Annotated in this window: 15 protein-coding genes; 14 read left to right on the forward strand and 1 reads right to left on the reverse strand. The window is 71.6% G+C overall.

Features of this window, described 5'->3' with window-relative positions; all coding sequences use genetic code 11:
- Positions 1–8: 8 nt before the first annotated feature.
- The 10 genes from ACLQ28_RS02525 to prfA all read left to right on the forward strand — a co-directional run bounded on the left by ACLQ28_RS02525 (position 9) and on the right by prfA (position 17,418).
- Positions 9–1,319 carry a homoserine dehydrogenase gene (locus tag ACLQ28_RS02525; RefSeq protein WP_425684764.1) on the forward strand — a complete coding sequence of 437 codons (1,311 nt, stop codon included), beginning with the start codon at positions 9–11 and terminating at the stop codon, positions 1,317–1,319.
- A gap of 138 nt (positions 1,320–1,457) precedes the next feature.
- Positions 1,458–2,507, forward strand: coding sequence for a threonine synthase (thrC, locus tag ACLQ28_RS02530; protein WP_425684546.1), 1,050 nt, complete (start codon positions 1,458–1,460; stop codon positions 2,505–2,507).
- Between the two features lie 163 nt (positions 2,508–2,670).
- Complete coding sequence (locus ACLQ28_RS02535; protein ID WP_425684547.1) at positions 2,671–5,949, forward strand: efflux RND transporter permease subunit; 3,279 nt, start codon at positions 2,671–2,673, stop codon at positions 5,947–5,949.
- Between the two features lie 159 nt (positions 5,950–6,108).
- Positions 6,109–6,927, forward strand: a complete 819-nt coding sequence (locus ACLQ28_RS02540) for a polysaccharide deacetylase family protein (RefSeq protein WP_425684548.1) — start codon at positions 6,109–6,111, stop codon at positions 6,925–6,927.
- An 11-nt stretch (positions 6,928–6,938) separates the two neighbouring features.
- Entirely contained in the window at positions 6,939–8,183 is a 1,245-nt protein-coding gene (locus ACLQ28_RS02545; RefSeq protein WP_425684549.1) for an MFS transporter, read from the forward strand.
- A gap of 230 nt (positions 8,184–8,413) precedes the next feature.
- Positions 8,414–9,358: a homoserine kinase gene (gene thrB / locus ACLQ28_RS02550; RefSeq protein ID WP_425684550.1), complete on the forward strand. Its 945-nt coding sequence runs from the start codon at positions 8,414–8,416 to the stop codon at positions 9,356–9,358.
- 299 nt (positions 9,359–9,657) lie between these two features.
- On the forward strand, positions 9,658–11,874 hold the full coding sequence (gene rho, locus ACLQ28_RS02555) for a transcription termination factor Rho (protein ID WP_425684551.1): 2,217 nt from the start codon (positions 9,658–9,660) through the stop codon (positions 11,872–11,874).
- Positions 11,875–12,168: 294 nt separating this feature from the next.
- A complete protein-coding gene (locus ACLQ28_RS02560; protein WP_425684552.1) occupies positions 12,169–15,693 on the forward strand; it encodes a phosphodiester glycosidase family protein in 3,525 nt (1,174 codons plus the stop codon).
- Between the two features lie 284 nt (positions 15,694–15,977).
- A complete protein-coding gene (gene rpmE / locus ACLQ28_RS02565) occupies positions 15,978–16,202 on the forward strand; it encodes a 50S ribosomal protein L31 (protein ID WP_007464546.1) in 225 nt (74 codons plus the stop codon).
- Between the two features lie 127 nt (positions 16,203–16,329).
- Entirely contained in the window at positions 16,330–17,418 is a 1,089-nt protein-coding gene (gene prfA, locus ACLQ28_RS02570) for a peptide chain release factor 1 (protein WP_425684553.1), read from the forward strand.
- 49 nt (positions 17,419–17,467) lie between these two features.
- On the opposite strand, the gene ACLQ28_RS02575 is transcribed toward prfA, so the two are convergent.
- Positions 17,468–19,015 (reverse strand): diguanylate cyclase domain-containing protein, encoded by a 1,548-nt coding sequence (locus ACLQ28_RS02575; protein WP_425684554.1) that lies wholly within the window; start codon positions 19,013–19,015, stop codon positions 17,468–17,470.
- A 73-nt stretch (positions 19,016–19,088) separates the two neighbouring features.
- Between ACLQ28_RS02575 and prmC the strand changes: the two genes are divergently transcribed.
- The 4 genes from prmC (at position 19,089) to ACLQ28_RS02595 (ending at position 23,516) form a co-directional block, all read left to right on the forward strand.
- Entirely contained in the window at positions 19,089–20,036 is a 948-nt protein-coding gene (prmC, locus tag ACLQ28_RS02580) for a peptide chain release factor N(5)-glutamine methyltransferase (protein WP_425684555.1), read from the forward strand.
- Positions 20,036–20,683, forward strand: coding sequence for an L-threonylcarbamoyladenylate synthase (locus tag ACLQ28_RS02585; protein WP_204945979.1), 648 nt, complete (start codon positions 20,036–20,038; stop codon positions 20,681–20,683). The genes prmC and ACLQ28_RS02585 overlap by 1 nt, the downstream gene beginning before the upstream one ends.
- The gene (locus ACLQ28_RS02590; protein ID WP_425684556.1) at positions 20,684–21,295 is read left to right on the forward strand and encodes a phosphotyrosine protein phosphatase; all 612 of its coding nucleotides are present in this window, start codon (positions 20,684–20,686) and stop codon (positions 21,293–21,295) included. It begins immediately after the preceding gene.
- A 106-nt stretch (positions 21,296–21,401) separates the two neighbouring features.
- Entirely contained in the window at positions 21,402–23,516 is a 2,115-nt protein-coding gene (locus ACLQ28_RS02595; protein WP_425684557.1) for a transglycosylase domain-containing protein, read from the forward strand.
- The last annotated feature ends 140 nt before the right edge of the window (positions 23,517–23,656 follow it).

Below are 23,656 nucleotides of genomic sequence, written 5' to 3' on the forward strand. Positions count from 1 at the left end.
CGTCACCTGTGCGCTTGGCGCTGCTCGGCTGCGGCACGGTCGGCCAGGAGGTGGTCCGACTGCTGCACGAGCAGTCGGCGGACCTGGCCGCGCGGATCGGCGCTCCGCTGGAGATCGCCGGCATCGCCGTCCGTCGGCTCGGCCGCGACCGGGGTGACCTGCCGGTCGACGAGGCCCTGTTCACCACCGACGCGCTCGGCCTGATCAAGCGCGACGACGTGGACGTCGTGATCGAGGTGGTCGGCGGCATCGAGCCGGCCCGCGGCTGGCTGGTCGAGGCGTTGCGCGCCGGCAAGAGCGTGGTCACCGCCAACAAGGCGCTGCTCGCCGAGGACGGCGTGACCCTGCACGAGGCCGCGGCCGAGGGCGGCGGCGACCTCTACTACGAGGCGTCCGTGGCCGGGGCCATCCCGCTGCTGCGTCCGCTGCGCGAATCGCTGCACGGGGACCGGATCAACCGGGTCACCGGCATCGTCAACGGCACCACAAACTTCATCCTCTCCGCGATGGACGCGACCGGCGCCGGTTTCGCCGAGGCACTCGAAGAGGCCACCGCTCTGGGTTACGCGGAGGCCGACCCGACCGCCGACGTCGAGGGCTTCGACGCGGCGGCGAAGGCGGCGATCCTCGCCTCGCTGGCGTTCCATACCCGGGTTGGCGCCGCCGACGTGCACCGCGAGGGCATCACCGAGGTGACCGCTGCGGACGTGGCCAGCGCCCAGGCCATGGGCTGCACGATCAAACTGCTCTGCATCGCGGCCCGGGGCGTCGACGCAAGCGGCCGGGAGACGGTAAGCGTCCGGGTGCACCCGGCGATGATCCCGCGCAGCCACCCGCTGGCCAGCGTCGGCGACGCGTTCAACGCGGTCTTCGTGGAAGCGGACGCGGCCGGGCAGCTGATGTTCTACGGCCGGGGTGCCGGGGGCGCGCCGACCGCCAGCGCCGTGCTCGGTGACGTGGTCGCGGTGTCCCGCAACCGGCTCGCCGGGGTGCGCGCGGCAAGCGAGAGCGCGTACGCGGACCTGGCGGTCCGGCCGATGGGCGAGGCGTTGACCCGCTACCACGTCAGCCTCGACGTTGCCGACCGCCCAGGCGTGTTGGCCTCGGTGGCGAGTGTGTTCGCCCGCCACGACGTCTCCATTGCGACCGTACGGCAGGGCTCGGCGAGTGGGTCGCCCGGTCGTAACGGCGACGCCGAGTTGGTCATCGTCACCCATGTGGCACCGGACGCCGCGCTCGCCGCGACCGTTGACGAGCTGCGCGGCCTGGACATTGTCCGGTCGGTGACCAGCGTGCTGCGGGTCGAGGGCGGCGTCTGAGTCGTTGAACCATCGGTGGGACGGCTCGCGCGTCCCGCCAGGTGGGTAAACCGGGGTGTGCCATCGACCGCTGCCGCAGGCTGGTTCAAGGTGGTCTGATGCTCGGGTCGGCGCGGCGGTAGAGGCGAGGAGAACGACATGTGGCGTGGTCTGATCGAGGCGTACCGGGATCGGCTGCCGGTCACCGCGGCCACGCCGGTCATCACGCTGCACGAGGGGAACACCCCGCTGTTGCCCGCGCCGGTGCTGTCCGCCCGGATCGGGTGTGACGTGCACCTCAAGGTGGAGGGCGCCAACCCGACCGGCTCATTCAAGGACCGGGGGATGACCCTCGCGGTGTCCAAGGCGGTCGAGGCCGGCAACAAGGCCATCATCTGCGCCTCCACCGGCAACACCAGCGCCTCCGCCGCGGCGTACGCGGCTCGGGCCGGGCTGACCTGCGCGGTGCTGGTGCCGCAGGGCAAGATCGCGTTGGGCAAGCTGGCCCAGGCGCTGGTGCACGGCGCGAAGCTGCTCCAGGTGAATGGCAACTTCGACGACTGCCTGTCGCTCGCCGCGAAGCTGGCCCAGGACCACCCGGTCGCGTTGGTCAACTCGGTCAACATCGACCGGCTGCACGGCCAGAAGACCGCCGCCTTCGAGATCGTCGAGGCGCTCGGTGACGCGCCCGACATCCACTGCCTGCCGGTCGGCAACGCCGGCAACATCGCCGCCTACTGGATGGGCTACGGGGAGGAGCACGCTTCGGGCGCTACCACCCGGGCCCCGAAGATGTACGGCTTCCAGGCTGCCGGGGCGGCACCGATCGTGACCGGTCAGGTGGTGCCGGAGCCGTCGACCATCGCCACCGCGATCCGGATCGGCAACCCGGCGAGCTGGACCAAGGCGTTGGACGCCCGGGACGCCTCCGGTGGGCTGATCGCCTCGGTGACCGACCGGGAGATCCTCTCCGCGTACCGGCTGCTCGCCCGCGAGGTGGGGGTCTTCGTCGAGTTGGGCAGCGCGGCCAGCGTGGCTGGTCTGCTCCAGCAGGCCGCAGCGGGCGCGGTGCCGGCCGGTTCGACGGTGGTCTGCACGGTGACCGGCCACGGGCTGAAAGACCCGGAATGGGCGATCTCCACCGCGCCGGCGCCGTTGACCATCGCGAACGACCCGATCGCCGCCGCTCGCGCCCTCGATCTGGCCTGAGCCCGCCATCGCCCGCTCGTGCGGGCAGGTGACGGTCGGCGGCGGGCGCGCGGACGGCGCTCGGCGGCGGGACGGCGTGGGGGCGGCGGGGGTTCGGTTGCTCGAGTCCGGCACACTTTCGGGTATCCCCGCCCGCATTCTCGTTCAGGAGTGAACCAGGCCGATGTCGCTGCTCGCCAGATTCAGCCTCGCCAACCGAGGGCTGATTGCCCTCATCGCGGTGGTGACCACGGTGTTCGGAGCGTTCGCCGTGCCGTCGCTGAAGCAGCAACTGCTGCCGTCGCTCGAGTTCCCGGCCGCGTTCATCGTGGCCCCCTACCCCGGTGCCGGCCCTGAGATCGTCGAGTCGCAGGTGACCGAGCCGATCGAGAATGCCCTCCAGGGCATCCCGGGGTTGGACAAGGTCACCTCCACGTCCCGCGAGGGGGCGGCCACCGTCCAGGTGACGTACGAGTTCGGCACCGACCTCGACGACGTGGTCAACAAGATGCAGACCGCGCTCAGCCGGATCAGCTCCCAGCTGCCGGAGGACGTCGACCCCCAGGTCATCGCGGGTAGCACCGACGACCTGCCGGCGGTGGTGCTTGCTGCGGCCGGCGCGGCGGACGAGCGGGCGCTCGCTGAGAAGCTGCGCGCGACGGTGGTGCCGGAACTGGAGGGCATCGAGGGGGTACGCACGGTCGAGGTGACCGGCACCCGCGATGACGTCGTGGTGGTCACCCCGGACCCGGCGAAGCTGGCCGCGGCGAAGATCCAGCCGACGGCGATCGGCGCGGCGCTGAAGACGAACGGCGTGGCGGTTCCCGCCGGTGCGGTGAACGACGGTGCGCTGGCCCTTCCGGTGCAGGTCGGCACGCCGATCGCCACCCTGGAGGACCTGCGCGGCATCGTGGTCGCGCCGGGCGCGGCACCCGTCCGCCTCGCTGATGTGGCGACGGTCGAGCAGCAGCTCGCTCCGGCCACCGCGATCACCCGGACCAACGGCAAGGACAGCCTCGGCATCGCGGTCACCGCCGCGCCGGACGGCAATGCCGTGCAGATCTCGCACGAGATCCGCGACCGGCTGGCCGACCTGAAGGACGCCTCCGGCGCGGAGCTGACCGTGGTCTTCGACCAGGCGCCGTTCGTCGAGAAGTCGATCGAGTCGTTGACCACCGAGGGCCTGCTGGGCCTGGTGATGGCCGTCATCGTCATCCTGCTCTTCCTGCTGTCGGTGCGTTCGACGTTGGTCACCGCCGTCTCCATCCCGCTTTCCGTGCTGGTGGCACTGATCGCCCTGTGGATCGGCGACTACTCGCTCAACCTGCTCACCCTCGGCGCGTTGACCATCGCGGTCGGCCGGGTGGTGGACGACTCGATCGTGGTGTTGGAGAACATCAAACGACATCTCGAGTACGGCGAGGAGAAGCGGCACGCCATCGTCACCGGTGTCCGCGAGGTGGCCGGTGCGGTGACCGCGTCGACCCTCACCACCGTGGCGGTGTTCGCGCCGATCGCGCTGGTCGGCGGGTTCGTGGGCCAGCTCTTCGCGCCGTTCGCGATCACCGTGACGGTGGCCCTGCTCGCCTCGCTGCTGGTGTCGCTGACCGTGATCCCGGTGCTGGCGTACTGGTTCCTCAAGCCGCGCGGCGGCACCGTGGACGACGAGGCGGTGCGGCGCGGCGCGGAGGAGAAGGAGCTGCGTAGCCCGTTGCAGCGGGCGTACCTGCCGGTGATCGGCTTCGCCACCCGTAAGCGGTCGACCCGGTGGATCACCGTGGGGCTCGGCCTGCTGGTGCTCTTCGCCACGTTCGGTCTGTCGCAGAAGCTGGAGACCAACTTCCTGGACGACTCTGGCCAGGACACCCTCAACATGAGCCAGGAGCTGCCGGCCGGCAGTGGCCTGGCGGCCACCGATGCGGCGGCCAAGCAGGTCGAGTCGGTGCTGTCGGGCACCAAGGGCGTCGAGACGTACCAGCTGACCGCGGGTGGTGGGGACAACCCGTGGGCGGGCGGCGGCGGCAACAACGTCGCCAGCTGGTCGGTGGCGCTCGATGGTGACACCGACGCGAAGCAGATGCGTGAGGTGCTGCGCAAGGAGTTCGACAAGCTCGGTACCGGTGTGGGTGAGATCAGCTTCGGTGGCGGGCAGGAGGCGTCGACCAGCCAGCTGGAGGTGATCGTCCAGGCCAGTGACCCGGAGACGCTGACCCGGGCCGCCGAGGCGGCCCAGGCCGCGATGGCTGGTGTTCCGGACGTCGAGGACGTCTCCACCAGCCTGGCCGACCGGGTGCCGCGGGTCGACGTGACTGTCGACCGGGTCGCCGCCGGCCGCGCCGGGCTCACCGAGGCCGCCGTGGGGCAGCTCGTGTCGCAGGCCTTCCGGGGAGCGCCGCTGGGTCAGGTCGCGCTCGACGGTCAGCAGCAGAACGTGGTGCTGCGGTTGGGCTCACAGCCACCGATGACGGTGGAGGAGCTGCGGGCGCTGCCGGTGGGTCCGGTCAAGCTGGACGACATCGCGGACGTCACCCCGGGCGAGGGGCCGCAGCAGGTCACCCGGATCGACGGTGAGCGCAGCGTGTCGGTGACCGGCACGGCGACTGGCTCGAACCTGGGTGCGACCAGCACGGAGCTGCAGAAGCGGCTGGACGACATCAAGGTGCCGGGTGCGAGCTTCACGATCGGTGGCGTCAGCGCGGATCAGTCGGATGCCTTCGGTGACCTGGGCCTGGCGGTGCTTGTGGCGATCGCGATCGTCTTCCTGATCATGGTGGCCACGTTCCGCAGCCTGACCCAGGCGCTGATCCTGCTGATCTCCATTCCGTTCGCGTCGACCGGTGCGATCGGCCTGCTGCTGGTCACCGGGACACCGCTCGGCGTACCGGCGTTGATCGGTGTGCTGATGCTGGTCGGCATCGTCGTGACAAACGCGATCGTGTTGCTCGACCTGATCAACCAGTACCGGGCGAAGGGCATGGAAGTCCGGGATGCGGTGGTCGAGGGTGGACGGCGCCGGCTGCGCCCCATCCTGATGACCGCGGTGGCGACCATCTTCGCGCTGCTGCCGATGGCGCTCGGGTTGACCGGTGAGGGCGGCTTCATCTCGCAGCCGCTGGCGGTCGTGGTGATCGGTGGTCTGCTCAGCTCGACGCTGCTCACGCTGATCCTGGTGCCGACGCTGTACACGATGGTGGAACACACCAAGGAGTCGCTGCGGGGGCGGCGCAACCGGCGACGCTCTGGCGAGCCAGCGGCGGCCGAGGTGGCGACCGATGAGGTGAGGGGCCCGAACCAGGTCGCGGTCCCGAGCGGTGTGTCTGCCCCGGCGGCGGCCGGCAGCGCACAGCCGGCTGGGCGACCTGCCCCGTCGGGTGCGCTGGTGGAGGGGACGGACCAGTTCGAGGTGCTGCGGCTGCCCCGTAGCCGTACCTCGCCACTGCCACCGTCGGAGCCGACCGAGTAGGTCGGACCAGCACCAGGAACGCCCTCGGCGGGTTTTCGCCGGGGGCGTTCCTGCTTCACCGCCCGGGACACTCCGACAGGAGGACCTGAACCTGCACTTTGTGTCACGTCTCGCATACTCTTGGTGGCTGCGTGGGGGTCTTGCAGAGCGGGCGGGTGGATGAGCGAGAGCGCGCACAGGTGGTCCCGGCGCGACCTGCTGCGCCGGAGTGCCCTGTTGGCTGGCGGGGCAGCAGCCGGTGTGGGGGCATCGCAGGCATGGCAGATCACGCACCGCCGGTTACCTCTCGACGGAGGTCCGGCCAGCGCCACCCTCGGCAACCAGCAGCAGGGCCTCGGACCCGGCTCGCTGGCGGTCGTCTGGTCGGTGCCGACCGGGCAACGGCTGGTGGCGCTCACCTTCGACGACGGTCCGGCGCCGCAGTGGACCCCGATGGTCCTGGACACCCTTGCCCAGCACCGGGTGCCGGCCACCTTCTTTCTGGTCGGCGCGCAGGTCAGGCGGCACGCCGACGTGGTCCGTGGTCGGCTCGCTGGGCACGAGGTGGGCAACCACAGCTGGACACACCGGGATCTGGCTCAGATGGACGCCGCCGAGGCGTACGACGACCTGAGCCGCAGCCACGACGCGATCGCCGACGTGATCGGGAGCGCACCTCGACTGGTCCGACCGCCGTACGGCCACCTGGGTGGGGCGGTGCTGCACGCGGCGGCCCGGCTCGACTATCGGTTGGTGCTGTGGTCGTTGCAGATGGTGGAGCGCGAGTTCCCGGGTGATCCAGCCGGCCACGCCCGGCGGATCGTGGCCGATGTCCGGCCGGGAACGATCGTGCTCGGACACGATGTCGGACCGCGGCGACGGCTGGTCGCGCTGCGCGGCCTGCCTGCCATGATCGACGGGCTGCGGGCGCATGGTTTCACATTCGTCACCGTCTCCGCGCTGCTGAGAGCAGGCATTACCCCTACACCAAACCGGTAGGGTCCCGCTCCGTGGCGTCCACCCTCTCGGTCCTCACCGGCAATCGGAGTTTCCGCAACCTCTTCCTCGCCGAACTGGTGGTCTTCGGCGCCGACTGGTTCGTCATGGTGCCGCTGCTGGTGCTGCTGCCGCACCTGACCGGCAGCGGAGTCTGGGGCGCGCTGGTGTTGGCGGTGGACACCGGCATCGTGGCGCTGCTGCTGCCGTACACCGGCACGATCGCCGACCGCTTCGACCGCCGAAAGATCATGATCACCGCGAACGTGGCGGCGCTGGCGGGCGTGTTGCTGCTGCTCGGCGTTCGGGATGCCGGAACGGCGTGGCTGGCGCTGGTCGCGATCGGGGTGGTCGCGGTGGCCAAGGCGTTCTACTCGCCGGCCGCCCAGGCCGCGCTACCCAACGTGCTGGAGTCGCACGAACTGGCCGCCGGTAACGCCGTGGCCGGCTCGGCCTGGGGCACCATGACGGTGGTGGGCGCCTCGCTCGGCGGCGTACTCAGCACGGCTGCTGGCCCGTACAGCTGCTTCTGGTTGGCGGCGGTGGGCCTGGCGCTGGCCGCGGGCATCGCCACGCGAATCCGCCGGCCGTTGCAGGCACCGCGTGATGCCGACCGGCCGGCCCAGCGGACCTGGGCCGCCGTCCGCGAGGCGCTCGGCTACATCGGTCACCGGCCCCGGGTGCTCGCGCTGGTCACGGTGAAGTCGGCGGTCGGCCTGGGCAACGGCGTGCTGACCGTGTTCCCGTTGCTGGCCGGCGTGTACGGTGTCGGCCCGCTCGGTGCTGGCCTGCTCTTCGCGGTGCGCGGTGCCGGGGCGTTGGTGGGGCCGATCCTGATGCGTCGGGTGCTCACCAATCGGGCCTGGCTGCTGCCCGGGCTCGCGCTGTCGATGTCGCTGTACGGCCTGTCCTATATGGGCGCGTCGGTGGCGCGTTGGTTCCCGCTGGTGCTGCTGCTGGTCTTCGTGGCGCACTTCGCCGGCGGTAGCAACTGGGTGATGTCGAACTTCGCCCTGCAGGGTGAAGTCCCGGACCGGTTGCGTGGGCGTGTCTTCGCCACCGACATGATGCTCGCGACGTTGGCGATTTCGGTGAGCCAGCTGGCGGTGGCCCTGGTGGTGGATGTGGTGAACGAACGGGTGGTGCTCGCCGGCTGTGGGTTGATCACCCTGGTGTACGCGGTTGGCTGGCGGATTGCCACCCGCAGGCTCTCGCTCACCGACCCGGCCGCAGAGCCGGTCCCGAACGCGGCCGGCTGAATCTGGCGGGTCCCAAGCTGCGGGCACCGAACCGAATAGTCGGTGCCGAGCTCTGGGCCTGTGTCAAAGCCCCTGGCCGGCCTGCGGCGGGCCCAGACGACGACCGGCCGCGTTGGAAATTCGTCCGGATACAACACCGGTATCCAGACGAATTTCCGCCTTGCCGGACCGCCGCCTGGACTCCGCCTCGGCTCGACCGAGGACTTTGACACAGGCCCTAGCATGAGCGCGTGCCGACGAACTTCACCGCCGGGCCGGTCCGTGTCCGGGTCCCCGCGACCAGCGCCAACCTGGGCCCGGGCTTCGACGCGCTGGGTCTCGCCCTCGGGCTTTACGACGACGTGGCCGCCGAGGTCGCGTCGGGTGGGGTCCGGGTGACGGTGACCGGGCAGGGTGCCGGCGAGTTGCCCGATGACGACCGGCACCTGGTGGTGCGGGCCATGCGGGCCGCGTTCGATCTTCTCGGGGCACACCCTGACGGGCTGAGCGTGGAGTGTGTCAACCGGATCCCCCAGGCGCGCGGGCTGGGCTCCTCGTCCGCCGCGATCGTCGCCGGGGTGCTGCTTGCCCGCGCGCTGGTCACCGACGGGGAGCACCGGCTGGACGACCCGGGCGCGCTCCGGCTGGCCGCCGAGATCGAGGGCCATCCCGACAACGTCGCGCCGTGCCTGCTCGGCGGCTTCACGTTGGCCTGGTCCGAGTCGACAGGTGCTCGGGCGGTGTCCCTGCCGGTTGCCGCCGGGGTGCGGCCCACAGTTTTCGTGCCGGCGGAGCGCGGGTTTACCGCGACCGCGCGGGCCGCGTTGCCCGCCACGGTGCCGCATCACGACGCTGCGTTGACCGCGGGGCGGGCCGCACTACTGGTGCACGCGCTCACCGCCGACCCGACTCTGCTGCTGCCGGCCACCGTCGACCGGCTCCACCAGGATTACCGCGCAGCCGGGATGCCAGGCACGTCTTCGCTGGTCAACGCGTTGCGAGCGGCTGGTGTGGCGGCTGTGGTCAGTGGGGCAGGCCCGACGGTGCTGGCGCTCAGCGAGCCTCCGGCGAGCTTCCCCGTGGGAACAGACTGGCAGATTTGGCAGTTACCGATAGACGTCAGCGGCGCGCGGGTCGCTCGGGGTAGACTTGGACACGCCGAGCGGGACCCTGTTGCCGCAGGTCGGAAGAGTTGATTACGCTCTAGACCTAGCACAGCCGCGAAGCACGCGATCTCCTGCGGGGCGGCACACCCCCGAAGCTCTCGGCGGTTAGTCCGTCACACCCCTGCCAAAGGCCTACGCCGCACCGCAGATTCCACAGGTCGCCGCAGACGGCGAGACCTGCTCACCGACGTTGGTGAGTCGGGATACCGACCGGCTGCTGTGTCACAGACTCCCGCGACGCGTCCATGCGAGGCGGGTGCACCGAGGCCGCCCGGCCACCTGAGTTCCGACTCCGGGCAGTCCCGGCCTTTATCGAGGGAAGGAATCCATTGAGCGACACCACCGACGTGACGTCGGATGTTTCCAACGTCGCTGGCGATGCAACTGCCGCCGCTCCCGCCCGTCGTCGGCGTAGCGGCACCGGTCTGTCGGCGATGCTGCTGCCAGAGCTGCAGAGCCTGGCTGCGTCGCTCGGCATCTCCGGCACAGCTCGCATGCGCAAGGGCGAGCTGATCGCCGCGATCTCCGAGCGGCAGGGCGGCAACGCCGCCGGGACCCCTCGACCGCGGGCCGAGGTCGCGGCCGCTGCCGCCCCGACCCGTGAGGGGGTGCGCGCCGAGGTGCGGGAGACCGCCGACCGGCCGGCAGCCGAAGGTCGCAGCGCCGAGCAGGCGCCGGCCGAGCCGGCCGCTGAGGGCCGTGGTCGGACCCGGCGGAGCCGGGCCGCAACGGCGGAGACGCGTTCGGCTGAGCCGGCGCGTTCGGCTGAGCCGGCGCGTTCGGCTGAGACGGCGCGTACGGCTGAGACGCCACGTGCGGCTGAGCCGGCGCGTGCGGCTGAGACGCCACGTGCGGCTGAGCCGGCGCGTACGGCTGAGCCGCGTGCCGACGAGGCGGAAGCCGGCGAGCGGGCCGACCGTGGCGAGAACCGCCGCGAGCGGGCCGAGCGTCCGGAGCGTGCCGAGCGTGCGGACCGGGGCGAGCGTGCGGACCGTGGCGAGCGCAACGACCGTGGCGAGCGTGCCGAGCGTGGCGAGCGCAACGACCGGGGCGAGCGTGCGGACCGTGGCGAGCGCAACGACCGTGGCGAGCGTGCCGAGCGCAACGACCGTGGCGAGCGTGCCGAGCGTGGCGAGCGCAACGACCGGGGCGAGCGCAACGACCGCACGGAGCGTGCCGACCGGGGCGAGCGGACCGACCGCAACGACCGGGGCGACCGCAACGATCGTGGTCAGCGTGCCGAGCGTGTGGAGCGTGTGGAGCGGGACAACGACGACGATGACGGCGAGGGCGGCGGCCGGCGTGGCCGGCGCAGCCGTTTCCGGGACCGTCGCCGCGGGCGCGGCGAGCGCACCGAGACCGGTGCCGAAACCGGTGGGCGTGAGCCGCAGGTCAGCGAGGACGACGTTCTCGTCCCGGTGGCCGGCATCATCGACGTGCTCGACAACTACGCCTTCGTGCGGACGACCGGATACCTGGCCGGCCCGAACGACGTGTACGTCTCGATGTCCCAGATCAAGAAGTACGGCCTGCGCCGCGGTGACGCGATCACCGGTGCGGTGCGGGCGGCCCGCGAGGGCGGCAACAGCGGTGACCAGCGGCGCGACAAGTACAACCCGCTGATGCGGCTGGACACCATCAACGGGATGGAGCCGGAGGAGGCGCGGCGCCGGCCGGAGTTCTACAAGCTCACTCCGCTCTACCCGCAGGAGCGCCTGCGCTTGGAGACCGAGCCGCACATCCTGACCACCCGGGTCATCGACCTGGTCATGCCGATCGGCAAGGGTCAGCGGGCACTCATCCAGTCGCCGCCCAAGGCGGGTAAGACGATGGTGCTGCAGGCGATCGCGAACGCGATCACCCGCAACAACCCGGAGTGCCACCTCATGGTGGTGCTGGTGGACGAGCGGCCCGAAGAGGTCACCGACATGCAGCGGTCGATCAAGGGCGAGGTCATCGCGGCCACGTTCGACCGTCCGCCGCAGGACCACACCACGGTGGCCGAGCTGGCCATCGAGCGGGCCAAGCGCCTGGTTGAGCTCGGGCACGACGTGGTCGTGCTGCTCGACTCGGTGACCCGGCTCGGTCGGTCGTACAACCTGGCAGCACCGGCCAGCGGCCGGATCATGTCGGGTGGTATCGACTCCACGGCGCTCTACCCGCCGAAGCGCTTCCTCGGCGCGGCCCGCAACATCGAGAACGGCGGGTCGCTGACCATCATCGCCACCGCGCTGGTGGAGACCGGGTCCATGGCGGACACGGTCATCTTCGAGGAGTTCAAGGGCACCGGTAACGCGGAGCTGAAGCTGGACCGGAAGATCGCCGACAAGCGGACCTTCCCGGCCATCGACATCAACCCGTCCGGTACCCGTAAGGAAGAGGTCCTGCTCGCACCGGAAGAGCTGGCCATCATCCACAAGCTCCGGAAGGTGCTGCACTCGCTGGACTCGCAGGCGGCAATGGATCTCCTGCTGGACCGGCTCAAGCAGTCCCGCACCAACATCGAGTTCCTGATGCAGATCGCGAAGTCGACGCCGGGGGAGTAACCATCTCCGGGTGAGACGAAGGGGCACGGCCGCTGCGGCCGTGCCCCTTCGTTGTGCCCTCCGTCGCCTTTGCTCTGCTTCCCCCGGGGCAACAGAAGGCGGCCCGGAGTGTTGCCCCCGTTGAAGCAGAGCAAAGGGGGGTGGGGAGGGGGCCGGCCGGGTCGGCGCTCGCAGTCGGCGGGAGCCGCAGCGGGCGGAAGGTGCCGCCAACCGCGCCGCGAGTTGGTGGAATTTTCCTTCGGTTTAGTCGGCAGGTATTGAAACTTCTATTCATCGCCGGGTTGACTGTCGTCCATGCGTACCCGCAGACGATCCGCCCGCCGCACCGGCGTCCTGCTGCTGATGCCGCTGCTCGCCCTGGCCCTGTCGCCGCCGGCCACTGCCGCACCGCCGGCGCCGCCCACCATCACCGCACCGTCCGTGGCCTCGCCCACCATCGCCGAGGACGCGCCAGCTGCGTCGTCGCGGCCGACCGGCGCGGTCAGTCTGGCTGCCGACCCGGCCACCGCGACTGCCGCGGCCACCGCGACTGCCGCGGCCACCGCGACTGCCGCGGCCACCGCCGGCGGTCTCGAGCCGGCCGGCGGCCTGGACACCACGAAGGCCACACGGCCGGTCGCGCCAGGCGTCCAGCTCACCTCCTTCGACCGGTACGACGCCGATGGCTGGCTGCGGGCCGACGCGCTCACCACCGACCTCGCCGGTGGGTCCACCGTCGACTACGTCAACTCCGGGGCGGTGAGCCGGGCGGAACCGCTGCGCAACTCGGTGGACGCCTCGCGCGCCGTCGCCGCGGTCAACGGAGACTTCTTTGACATCAACAGCTCCGGCGCCGCTCAGGGTGTCGGCATCCGCGACGGCGAGCTGATCCAGTCCGCTGTCGGCGGTCACCGCAACGCCGTGGCGGTCACCGCGAACGGTCTCGGTCGGGTGATCGAGGTGAACTTCGACGGCAGCGCCACCCTGCCCACCGGGCCGGTGACGCTTACCCAGTTCAACAACCTGGTGCAGGCCGACGGCGTCGGCGCGTTCACCGAGCTCTGGGGGACGTACTCCCGTCAGCGGGCGGTGGAGGGCGCGGCCCGGGTGGTCGAGGTCACCGTGACCGGCGGCCGGGTGGCCGCGGTGACGGACGTGGCCGGCAGCGGCCCGATCGTCGCCGGCAGCACCGTGCTGCTCGGCCGCGACGCCGGTGCGGACGCGCTGGCAAAGTTGCGCGCCGGTGATCCGGTGACGGTGGCCTGGCAACCGAAGCCCTCCGACGGCAGCACCGTGCACGCGGCGGTCGGGGGCGGCAACGTACTGGTCCGCGACGGCGTCGTCCAGAGCATCGCGGACCCGACGCTGGCTCCGCGCACCGCCGTCGGCTTCAGCGCCGACGGTCGCAAAATGATCATGCTGACCGTGGACGGCCGCCAGGCCGACAGCCGCGGCGTGACACAGACCGAGATGGGCCGGATGATGGCCGAACTGGGTGCCCACCACGCGCTCAACCTGGACGGTGGTGGCTCGTCCACGCTGCTGGCCCGAGAACCGGGCGCGCCGGCCGTGCAGGTGGAGAACGGCCCCTCCGACGGCAGCGAACGGGCCGTGCCCAACGGCCTGGCCATCTACGCGCCGAAGGGCAGCGGTCGGCTTACCGGCTACTGGCTCGAGACGACCAGCGACCCCACCGCCGCTCCCGGTGTCTCACCGGTCCGCGGTGGCCGACCCGACCGCGTCTTCCCCGGGCTGACCCGCGTACTCACCGCCGCCGGCTACGACGAGACGTACGGCCCGGCTGCCGGGTCGCCCACCTGGCGGGCGACCCCGGCGGTACGTGGTCGCGTCGACCGGGACGGGGTGTTCCGTGCCGGCGCACCGGGGGCCAGCACGGTCACCGCGTCACGTGGGCGGGCAACCGGCTCGCTGGGTCTCACCGTGCTCGGTCCGCTGGCCCGGATCGGTTCCTCCGTGCCGCGGGTCGGTCTGACCGGCCTGGACGGCGACGCCCTGGTCGGCGTGGTCGGGTACGACGCCGAAGGCAACACCGCGCCGATCGAGCCGGCCGACCTGACCCTCGACTACGACCGGAACCTGCTGCGGATCACCCCGACCCAGGACGGCAACCTCGCCGTCACCTCGCTGCGCGACACCGGCTCCGCCCTGGTGACGGTCCGTGTCGGACGCACCAGCACCGTCATCCCGGTCACCGTCGGGCTGACCGACGTGCCGGTGGCCGGCTTCGAGGACGCCGCGTCCTGGCGGTTCAGCCAGGCCCGGGCCAGCGGGTCGGTCGCGCCGGCGCCGGGGCACACCGGCACCGGCCTACGAATGTCGTACGACTTCAGCCAATCCACCGGTACGAGGGCCGCGTACGCCGATCCGCCCGCCTGGATCGAGGTGCCCGGCCAGCCGCAGGCGTTCGGCATGTGGATCCACGGCAACGGCACCGGCGAGTGGCCCAGCCTGCACCTGCACGACGCGCAGGACACCCAGCACGTGCTCCGCGGCCCGCTGATCACCTGGACCGGCTGGCGGTACGTGGAGTTCGAGGTGCCAGCCGGGGTGCAGTACCCGGTGCGGGTGCGCCGGTTCTACGTGGCCGAGACGAACGCTGCCGCGCAGTACACCAGCGAGGTGATCATCGACGACCTGGTGGCGAAGGTGCCGCCGACGGTGGACGTGCCGCCGGTGGCCCCGCGTACCGATCGGGTGGTGGTCCGCGACGGCACTGTCGACGGCGCGCCCTGGCGGTTCGCGGTGCTCTCCGACGCCCAGTTCGTCGCCGCCGATCCGGACAGCGACCTGGTCGCCCAGGCTCGGCGGACGCTGCGCGAGGTGAAGGCGGCCCGCCCGGACTTCCTCCTGATCAACGGCGACTTCGTGGACACCGCTTACCCGGCCGACTTCGCGCTGGCCCGGCGGATCCTCGACGAGGAGTTGGGCGACGCGCTGCCCTGGTACTACGTCCCCGGCAACCACGAGATCATGGGCGCCCCCATCAGTAACTTCGAAGCCGCCTTCGGCGCCACCTCCCGGGTCTTCGACCACGAGGGCACCCGGTTCGTCACCCTGAACTCGTCTACCGGGACGCTACGCGGCGGCGGCTTCGACCAGGTGCGGATGCTGCGCGAGACGCTGGACGCAGCGGCCACCGACCCTCGTGTCGGCTCGGTCGTCGTCCTGCACCACCACCCGGCGCGCGACCCCAGCCCGGCGCAGGCCAGCCAGCTCGGCGACCGCAAGGAAGCGGCGTTGCTGGAGCAGTGGTTGGCCGATTTCCAGCACCGCACGGGCAAAGGCGCGCTGTTCGTGGGCGGGCACGTCGGGACCTTCCACGCCGATCGGGTGGACGGGGTGCCCTTCGTGATCAACGGCAACGCCGGCAAGACGCCGTCCACCCCGGCCGACCAGGGCGGCTTCACCGGCTGGACGGAGTTCGGCGTGGACCCGGTCACGCCAGCGGAGGCCGACCGGGCCCGGCGTGACCCGCTCGCCGAGGGGCCACGCTGGGTGGACGCGGAGTTCCACGCGCACACCGACGGGCTCGCGTTGACCGCCCCGGCCAGCGTCGCGGTCGGCACCCCGGCGTCGGTGACCGCCACGCTGACCCAGCCGGGCGGGCGTACGGTCCCGGTGGCCGCACCGGTGAGCGCCGACTGGTCCGCCTCGCCGGGGGTGCACATCGGCTCGGCCGCCGGTGTGCGCCCGTGGCACACCGCCCGCTTCGACCCGGAAACCGGCACGCTGACCGCGCTACGCCCCGGTGCCCCCGTACGCCTCACCGTCACCGTCAACAACATTCGCGCCGACGCCACCATCGCCCTCACCCGCTGAGTGTCAGAAGGGGGCGTGCATCGCCCGGACCGCCGCGATCACCGGCGGGCCACGGCGGCGGTCCGGCGGGTGGGCGAATGCCCCGCCGGGCGGCGGGAATGCGGACGGGGAGGCACGTGTTGACGATGCCGGACGAGGTGTGTGGCCCGATTACCGGGTCGGCTCAGGCCCATGGCACACTGGTCAATCGGCCACCGGTTCCGGTTCACGCCCGAGCCCGTCGTGTACGGCGCGACGAGCGATGACGGCGACCCGGCGACCACCAACGAGAGGACCGAGGCGAGATGAAGGCAAACATCCACCCGGAGTACGTGACCACCGAGGTCAGCTGCTCCTGTGGCAACACGTTCACGACCCGCAGCACCGCCAAGGGCGGGGCGATCCACGTCGAGACCTGCAGCGCCTGCCACCCGTTCTACACCGGTAAGCAGCGCGTTCTCGACACCGCCGGCCGGGTCGCGAAGTTCCAGCAGAAGTACGCCAAGGTTCAGGCCAAGAAGGCCAAGTAACTCCTCGTTCGGCGCCCGCGTCCGGTTTTCCACCGGACGCGGGCGCCGTCCGCGTTCCGCCCCGTTTTCGTCCGGCCTCCTGCTTTGCGGTCGGCCGGTGCCGCACCGTCGAAGGAGCATCCGCAGCATGAGCAGCGAGCGTCTGGCCGGCCTCCTCGACGAGTACGCGGAGCTGGAGAAGCGGCTGGCCGATCCGGCCATCCACGCCGACCAGGCCACTGCGCGCAGGGTCGGTCGTCGCTACGCCGAGCTGGTGCCCCTGCACAAGGCCGCCGACGAACTGGAGCAGGCTCGCGCCGACCTGGCTGCGGCTCGTGAGCTGGCCGCCGAGGACCCGTCGTTCGCGGCCGAGGCAGAGTCCATCGCCGTGTCCGTGCCGGTGCTGGAGGAGCGCCTCGCCGAGCTGCTCATCCCGCGCGACCCGCACGACGCGAAGGACGTGATCGTCGAGATCAAGGCCGGTGAGGGTGGCGAGGAATCGGCGCTCTTCGCCGGTGACCTGCTGCGGATGTACAGCAGGTACGCCGAGCGGCACGGCTGGGTCACCGAGGTGATCGACGCCCAGGATTCCGACCTCGGTGGGGTCAAGGACGTCTCGCTGTCGATCAAGACCAAGGGTGTGCCGGAGGGCGGCAACGGCGTCTGGTCGCGACTCAAGTGGGAGGGCGGCGTGCACCGGGTGCAGCGCGTCCCGGTCACCGAGTCGCAGGGCAGGATCCACACCAGCGCCGCCGGGGTGCTGGTGCTGCCCGAGGCCGAGGACGTCGACGTCACGATCGACCAGAACGACCTGCGCATCGACGTGTTCCGCTCGTCCGGGCCGGGTGGCCAGTCGGTGAACACCACCGACTCGGCGGTGCGGATCACCCACCTGCCGACCGGCATCGTCGTTTCCTGCCAGAACGAGAAGTCCCAATTGCAGAACCGGGAGCAGGCGATGCGGATCCTGCGCGCCCGGCTGCTCGCCGCCGCGCAGGAGCAGGCTGACGCCGCCGCCTCGGACGCCCGGAAGGCGCAGGTGCGCACGGTGGATCGCTCGGAGCGGATCCGCACCTACAACTTCCCGCAGAACCGGATCACCGACCACCGGATCGGCTACACCGCGTACAACCTGGACCTGGCGCTCGCCGGCGAGTTGGACGGGGTGCTGGACGCCCTCACCGAGGCCGACCGCGCGGCCCGGCTCGCCGGCGACACCGAGCTCACCCGCCGCTGACGGCGATACGGTAGGGCCAGCCGAACCGACGCTGCGGGGGCGCGGGCGGTCAGCTTGCGCGGGGGCGGGACTTGGCGCGGAGCATCTCCCGGTCGGCCTGCTCGAAGGCGACGCTGAGCGCGTCGCGCAGCCCGGCGCCGCCGGAGACCTCCGCGAAGCCGATGCTCACCCCGACAGGGGTCCCGGGCACCAGCGACTCCCAATCCTCCAGTCGGACTGCGGCCTCGATCCGGCGGGCCACCTCGGCGGCCTCGGACATGCCGGTTTCCGGCAGCACCACCACGAACTCGTCACCGCCGTAGCGGGCCACGAAGTCACCGCGGCGCATCACCCGGTTGATCACCCCGGCGATGCGTTGGAGCACCAGGTCTCCGGAGTGGTGCCCGTGCCGGGTGTTGACCGCCTTGAAGCCGTCCAGGTCGCAGACACCGATCACCACCCGGTCGCCACGCGTGACCACGGCGCTGATGTAGCGCTCCAGCCGGCGCCGGTTGGGCAGCCCGGTGAGCGGGTCGGTCAGGGCCTCGCCCTCGAACCGCGCCGCCTCGCGGCGCATCTCCTCGTGGTCGATACGGGCGGCGATGCCGTCGATGTAGACGTCCCGCAGTCGGTCGTTGCGCTGGGCCGCGAGCCGGAACGCCAGCCGGTCGGCCCGGTGCGCCCCCGCGTGGTCACCGGCACGGGCCAGCGCGATGCTGCGCAGCCGGGCGGGCTCGGCCGCCCCGAGCGTCTCGGTGGACACGCGGACGGTGTCCAACCGGGTGACCGCCTCGATCGGCCGCCCGCCGGCGACGGCGAGACACACCTGCCCGAGCTGACGCAAGTCGCGGGCGCGGGCGCTGTCCCCACCGTGGCTGATCAGGCGGGCCGGTTCGGTGTCCCTGTCGGTCTCCACCTGATCGCCGAGCGCGGCCTGTCGGGCCGCCGCGTAGCCGTACGCGGCGAGGCTGCTCGGGCGTAGCCGGCCGGCCCGCCCGGTGCGTACGAAGCGGGCCAGGTCGGCGGCCACGTCCCGGAGCACCCGCAGGCAGCCGTCGCTGTCACCGTTGTGGTCCAGTGCCACGGCATTGCGCAGCCGGATGCCCGGTGCCGCGAACGTCTCCTCGGGGATCCCGGCGGTGAGCCCGAGTTGCCGGGCCCGCTCGATGGCGCCCAGGGCGTACCCATGGAAGCTGAGGTAGCTGTAGGCCATTGCCAGGTCGTGCCAGCCCCAGGCGGTGTCCCGGTCCGGGTCCTCGACGGCGCCCAGCGCCCGGGCAGCTCTGACGAGGTGCGTGACGCAGCGGTCCAGTGCGCCCTGGTGGTGCGCGGCGAGCGCGGCCAGTGCGTTGAGGTGCCCGTGCAGGTATGGCTCGGCGAGGTCGCGGACCGCCGCCGACGCCTCTTCGATGGCCCGGGTGAGCTCTGCGGTCCGACCGAGATTGATCAGCGCGGAGAGGCGCTGCACGAGCGCGTCTGCTCGGGCCGCCGGGTCGGTCGTGGTGCGGATCACACGTTCCAGCAGGACGTACGACTCCGCCGAACGGCTGGCCTCCTGCAACGCACGGGCGTGCGTCAGGGCATCAACCTGGTCATCGACCCGGTCGAGCCAGCCCACCCGCCAACCTCCTGTCGTGCGCGCCGCAGCGCACTCGTTAGTCGCGCTGCCCGCGACGCATCATGATTATCGCGTGACCACTCTGCCGCAACACCCCCCCGAAGGGACAGGCCCCGTCCGTCCGTCCGCCGCGGTGGCCCGAGCGGCCCGTGCGCTCGCCGCCGCCGGGGTCGTCTCGGCCCGGGTGGAGGCCGAGGTGCTGGCCGCGTACGTGCTGGGGGTGCCACGGGGTCGGCTGGCGCTCGCCGACGACCTCACCGGCGAGCAGTTGGCGCGGCTCGACGGCCTGACAAGCCGTCGTGTGGCACGTGAGCCGTTGCAGCACCTGACCGGTCGGGCTGGGTTCCGGCACCTTGAGCTGTTGGTCGGCCCGGGTGTCTTCGTGCCCCGCCCGGAGACTGAGCTGCTGGCCGGCTGGGGCGTCGAGCAGGCCCGGGGCAGGCCCGACCCGGTGGTGGTCGACCTGTGCAGCGGCTCGGGCGCGATCGCGCTGGCGGTGGCTCAGGAGCTGCCGGGGGCGCGGGTGATCGCGGTGGAGCGGTCCCCGGAGGCGCTGGCCTGGTTGCGGCGCAACGCGGCGGAGCGGGCCGGGGCGGGGGACCGGCCCATCGAGGTGGTCGAGGCCGACGTGACAGCGCCGGACCTGCTGGCGGACCTGGTGGGCTCGGTGGACGTGCTGCTCTGCAACCCGCCGTACGTGCCGGACGCTGTGGTGGTCCCGCCGGAAGTGGCCGGGCACGACCCGGTGGAGGCGGTCTTCGGCGGCGCGGACGGACTGGCGGTGATCCGGCCGGTCGTCACCAGGGCGGCAGTGCTGCTGCGCCCGGGTGGCGTCTTCGGGGTCGAGCACGACGACACCCATGGTGCGGCGGTGCCCGGGCTGCTCGCCGAGGACGGTGGCTTCACCGCTGTCACAGAGCACCTGGACCTCACCGGACGCCCTCGCTATGCCACCGCGTCCCGACGGGCGGACGGCCAGCACGCTCCGATCGGGGCGGCGTGGCAGACTGACTCCTCGTGATGCTCTACGACTGCCGGTCGCCCGCCGACCGGGACCGCGGCATCGCTGCGGCAATCGAGGCGGTCAAGAACGGCGAGCTGGTCGTCCTTCCGACGGACACCGTGTATGGGATCGGCGCGGACGCGTTCACCCCGTACGCGGTCAAGGCGCTGCTGGACGCGAAGGGCCGGGGTCGGCAGATGCCACCACCGGTGCTGATCGGGTCACGACACACCCTGGACGGGTTGGTCTTCTCGCTGCCCACGGCCGCCCGGGACCTGGTGGAGGCGTTCTGGCCGGGTGCGCTGACGATCGTGGTCGAGCACTCGCCGAGCCTGCAATGGGACCTGGGTGACAAGACGGGCACGGTGGCGGTGCGGATGCCGCTGCATCCGGTGGCGCTGGAGGTGCTGCGCGAGACCGGTCCGATGGCGGTCTCGTCGGCCAACAAGACCGGCCAGCCCGCTGCGGTGACCGCCGAGGAGGCGCGTGACCAGCTCAGCTACTCGGTGCGGGCGTACCTGGAGGCCGGGCCCTGTCCGGACCCGGTGCCCAGCACGATCGTGGATCTGACCGGTGAGGTGCCGCAGTTGCTGCGGGCTGGGGCGATCCCGCTGGAGAAACTGCGTGACGTGGTGCCGGATCTCGTCGACGGTCGGGGGGTCTGAGTGCCGCCGTTCACGGTCCTGCACGTCTGCATGGGCAACATCTGCCGCTCGCCGATGGCGGAGCGGCTGCTCGCCCTCGCGGTGCGGGAGCGATTGACGCGGCGTGCGCAGGATCCGGCCGGGGCCGACGAGTTGGTGCACAGTCACAGTGCCGGCACGGGTGGTTGGCACGCGGGTGAGGAGATGAACCCGCCGGCTGCGCGGCAGGTCGTCGGTCGTGGTGGGGACGTCGAGGGGTTCGCCGCGCGCAAGCTGCGCTCGGACCACATCGACGCGGCCGACCTGGTCCTGACCGCCACCGCCGATCAGCAGGAGTACGTGGTGGCGCTGCGGCCGGACGCGGCGGCGCGCACGTTCGTGTTGGGTGAGTTCGGCCGGCTGCTGGCCGCGGTGGACGCCGCCGCGTTGCCGCCGGGTGACGCGACCCCGGAGGCCGTGTACGCCCGGGGCGTGGCCCTGGTGGCGGCGGCTCACGAGGCCCGGTTGGGCGTCTCGGCGCTGCCGACCGATGATCTGGACGACCCGTGGGGTCGCGGTGACCAGTGCTTCAGCCGGGTCGCCGACGAGATCGAGGAGACGGTGCACCCGCTGGCCGGCGCGCTGCTGCCCTGAGCACGGTGCGAGTTTCCTCCGGGTTTGGGGAAAACCCGGGGCGAAAGGGGCGTTCCGGGTCATTCTGAACGGGTCCTAGCGTGACCGGCTCCTGCGGGGAGAGCTGATGATCCGGGCCCAACTCGACAAACTGCTGACCGTGGTGATCGCCGGAGTGCTGGCCGGGTTGGTGCTGGCCGCAGCCGCCCTGCCGGTGGCCCTGGTCTTCGGGATCGGCTTCAGCGCCCTGTCCACGCCGTACTCGGAGTTGCCGAACACGCTCCGCACGCCGCCGACAGCCCAGCGCTCCAACCTCTACGCCAACGACGGCACCACCCTGATCACCTCCTTCTACCAGGAGGACCGGGTGGACGTGCCGCTGGACGAGGTGGCCCCGGTGATGCGCCAGGCGATCGTGGCAGCCGAGGATGTCCGGTTCTACCAGCACAGTGGGGTGGACCTGCGGGGCGTGGTGCGCGCGTTCACCGTGAACAAGCGCGACGGCCAGACCCGGCAGGGTGCCTCCACGCTGACCATGCAGTACGTCCGTAACGTGCTCAGCAGCGACCCCCGGCTGACCGAGGCACAACGCGTGGCTGCCACCGAGGTCACCACCGCCCGCAAACTCCAGGAAATGCGGTACGCGCTCGCGTTGGAGCGCGAACTCGACAAGGAGGAAATCCTCACCCGCTACCTCAACATCGCCTACTTCGGTGCCGGGGCGTACGGCATCGCGGCGGCCAGTAAGCGCTACTTCTCCCGAGCCCCGGCCGAGCTGACCCTGGCCCAGGCGGCGCTGCTGGCCGGCCTGGTCCGCTCACCGGACAGTGACGACCCGATCAACGGCGACGCCGACAGCGCACTGCTCCGGCGGTCGTACGTGTTGGAGCGGCTGGTGGAGTCGGGGCAGGTGCCGGCGGACGCGGCGGCGGTGGCGCGGGCCGAACCCTTGCAGCTGCAGCCCAGCGAAACCCCGAACGACTGCACGGCGGTGCCCGAAACGCACAACGACTGGGGCTTCTTCTGCGACTGGTTCACCCGGTGGTGGAGCAGCCAGTCCGCGTTCGGGGCGACCGCCGACGAGCGGCAACGCACGCTGCGCCGGGGCGGTTTCTCCATCGTGTCGTCGCTCGACCCGAGGGTGCAGCAGACCACCACCGAGCAGATCCTGAAGATCTATCAGCCGACGAAAGCCGAGGCGCTGCCGACCGTGGTGGTGCAACCGGGCACCGGGCGGGTGCTGGCAATGTCGGTCAATCGCAACTACAGCGTGGAGGACAACCCGGTCGGGCAGAGGAACCATCCGAACACGGTCAACCAGTTGATCGCCGGCGGCGGTGCGATCGAGGGGTACCAGGGCGGTTCGACGTTCAAGCTCTTCACCATGCTGGCCGCGCTGGAGGCCGGTCTGCCGCTGTCGACCGAGTTCGTGGCCCCCACCCAGCTGCTCACCCGCTTCCCGGTTACCGGGGAGGCGAGCTGCGACGGTCACTGGTGCCCGGCAAACTCCAGCCCGTCGTCGATGGATGGCCCCCGCACCATGTGGAGCGCGTTCGGCCGGTCGGTGAACACGTACTTCGCCTGGCTCACCGAGAAGGTCGGTGCCGACCGGGTGGTGGAGATGGCTGAGCGGCTCGGCATCGTGCTGCGGGCCGAATCCGACGCCCGGCTGGCCCGTTATGGTGCGCAGAACTGGGGTCCGTTCACCCTGGGCGTGGCGGCGACCACGCCGCTCGACCTGGCCACCGCGTACGCCACGGTGGCGGCCGAGGGGACCAGGTGCGCGCCGCTGCCGGTGGTCTCGATCACCGATGCGGGCGGGCGGCCGGTCGACGCCGCCAAGCCGGACTGCCGTCAGGCGCTCGACGCCGACGTGGCGCGGGCGGCCACCGACGCGGCCCGCTGTCCGGTCGGGGACCAGTCGATGTACGGGCGATGCGACGGTGCCACCGCAGCGGGCCTGCGGGCGAAGCTCGGCCGGCCCGTGGCGGGCAAGACCGGCAGTTCGGAGCGGTACGAGACGGAGACGGTGGTGGCATACACGCCGCAGCTCGCGGTCGCCTCGATGGCGGCGAACCCGGACAATCCCCGCGACGCGGTCGGTCAGGCGGTGCAGGCCCGAATGGTGGACGCGGTCGGCGAGGTGCTCGCCGTAGCCCTGCGCGACCAACCGATACGCGACTTCGTCCCGCCAAGCGAACGAACAGCCTTCCAGCAAACCGAAGCCCGCACCGGCAACTAACCACCCACCCACCCCGCCCCGCCCCACCCCACCCCCACCCCCACCCCCACCCCACCCCCACCCCCACCCCGCCCCGCCCCACCCCACCCCCCGGCCCCACCCCCACCCCGCCGATCTTGCACTTTCTGTCTTGGCAAAAG

It is taken from the genome of Micromonospora sp. DT201, from assembly GCF_049841575.1.
In the GTDB taxonomy this organism is placed as follows: domain Bacteria; phylum Actinomycetota; class Actinomycetes; order Mycobacteriales; family Micromonosporaceae; genus Micromonospora.

Bases quoted from the DNA above. Each gene is read 5' to 3' on its own strand.
- thrC (WP_425684546.1), top strand. From the start codon at position 1,458: ATGTGGCGTGGTCTGATCGAGGCGTACCGGGATCGGCTGCCGGTCACC.
- ACLQ28_RS02535 (WP_425684547.1), top strand. From the start codon at position 2,671: ATGTCGCTGCTCGCCAGATTCAGCCTCGCCAACCGAGGGCTGATTGCC.
- ACLQ28_RS02540 (WP_425684548.1), top strand. From the start codon at position 6,109: ATGAGCGAGAGCGCGCACAGGTGGTCCCGGCGCGACCTGCTGCGCCGG.
- ACLQ28_RS02560 (WP_425684552.1), top strand. From the start codon at position 12,169: ATGCGTACCCGCAGACGATCCGCCCGCCGCACCGGCGTCCTGCTGCTG.
- rpmE (WP_007464546.1), top strand. From the start codon at position 15,978: ATGAAGGCAAACATCCACCCGGAGTACGTGACCACCGAGGTCAGCTGC.
- prfA (WP_425684553.1), top strand. From the start codon at position 16,330: ATGAGCAGCGAGCGTCTGGCCGGCCTCCTCGACGAGTACGCGGAGCTG.
- ACLQ28_RS02585 (WP_204945979.1), top strand. From the start codon at position 20,036: ATGCTCTACGACTGCCGGTCGCCCGCCGACCGGGACCGCGGCATCGCT.
- ACLQ28_RS02595 (WP_425684557.1), top strand. From the start codon at position 21,402: ATGATCCGGGCCCAACTCGACAAACTGCTGACCGTGGTGATCGCCGGA.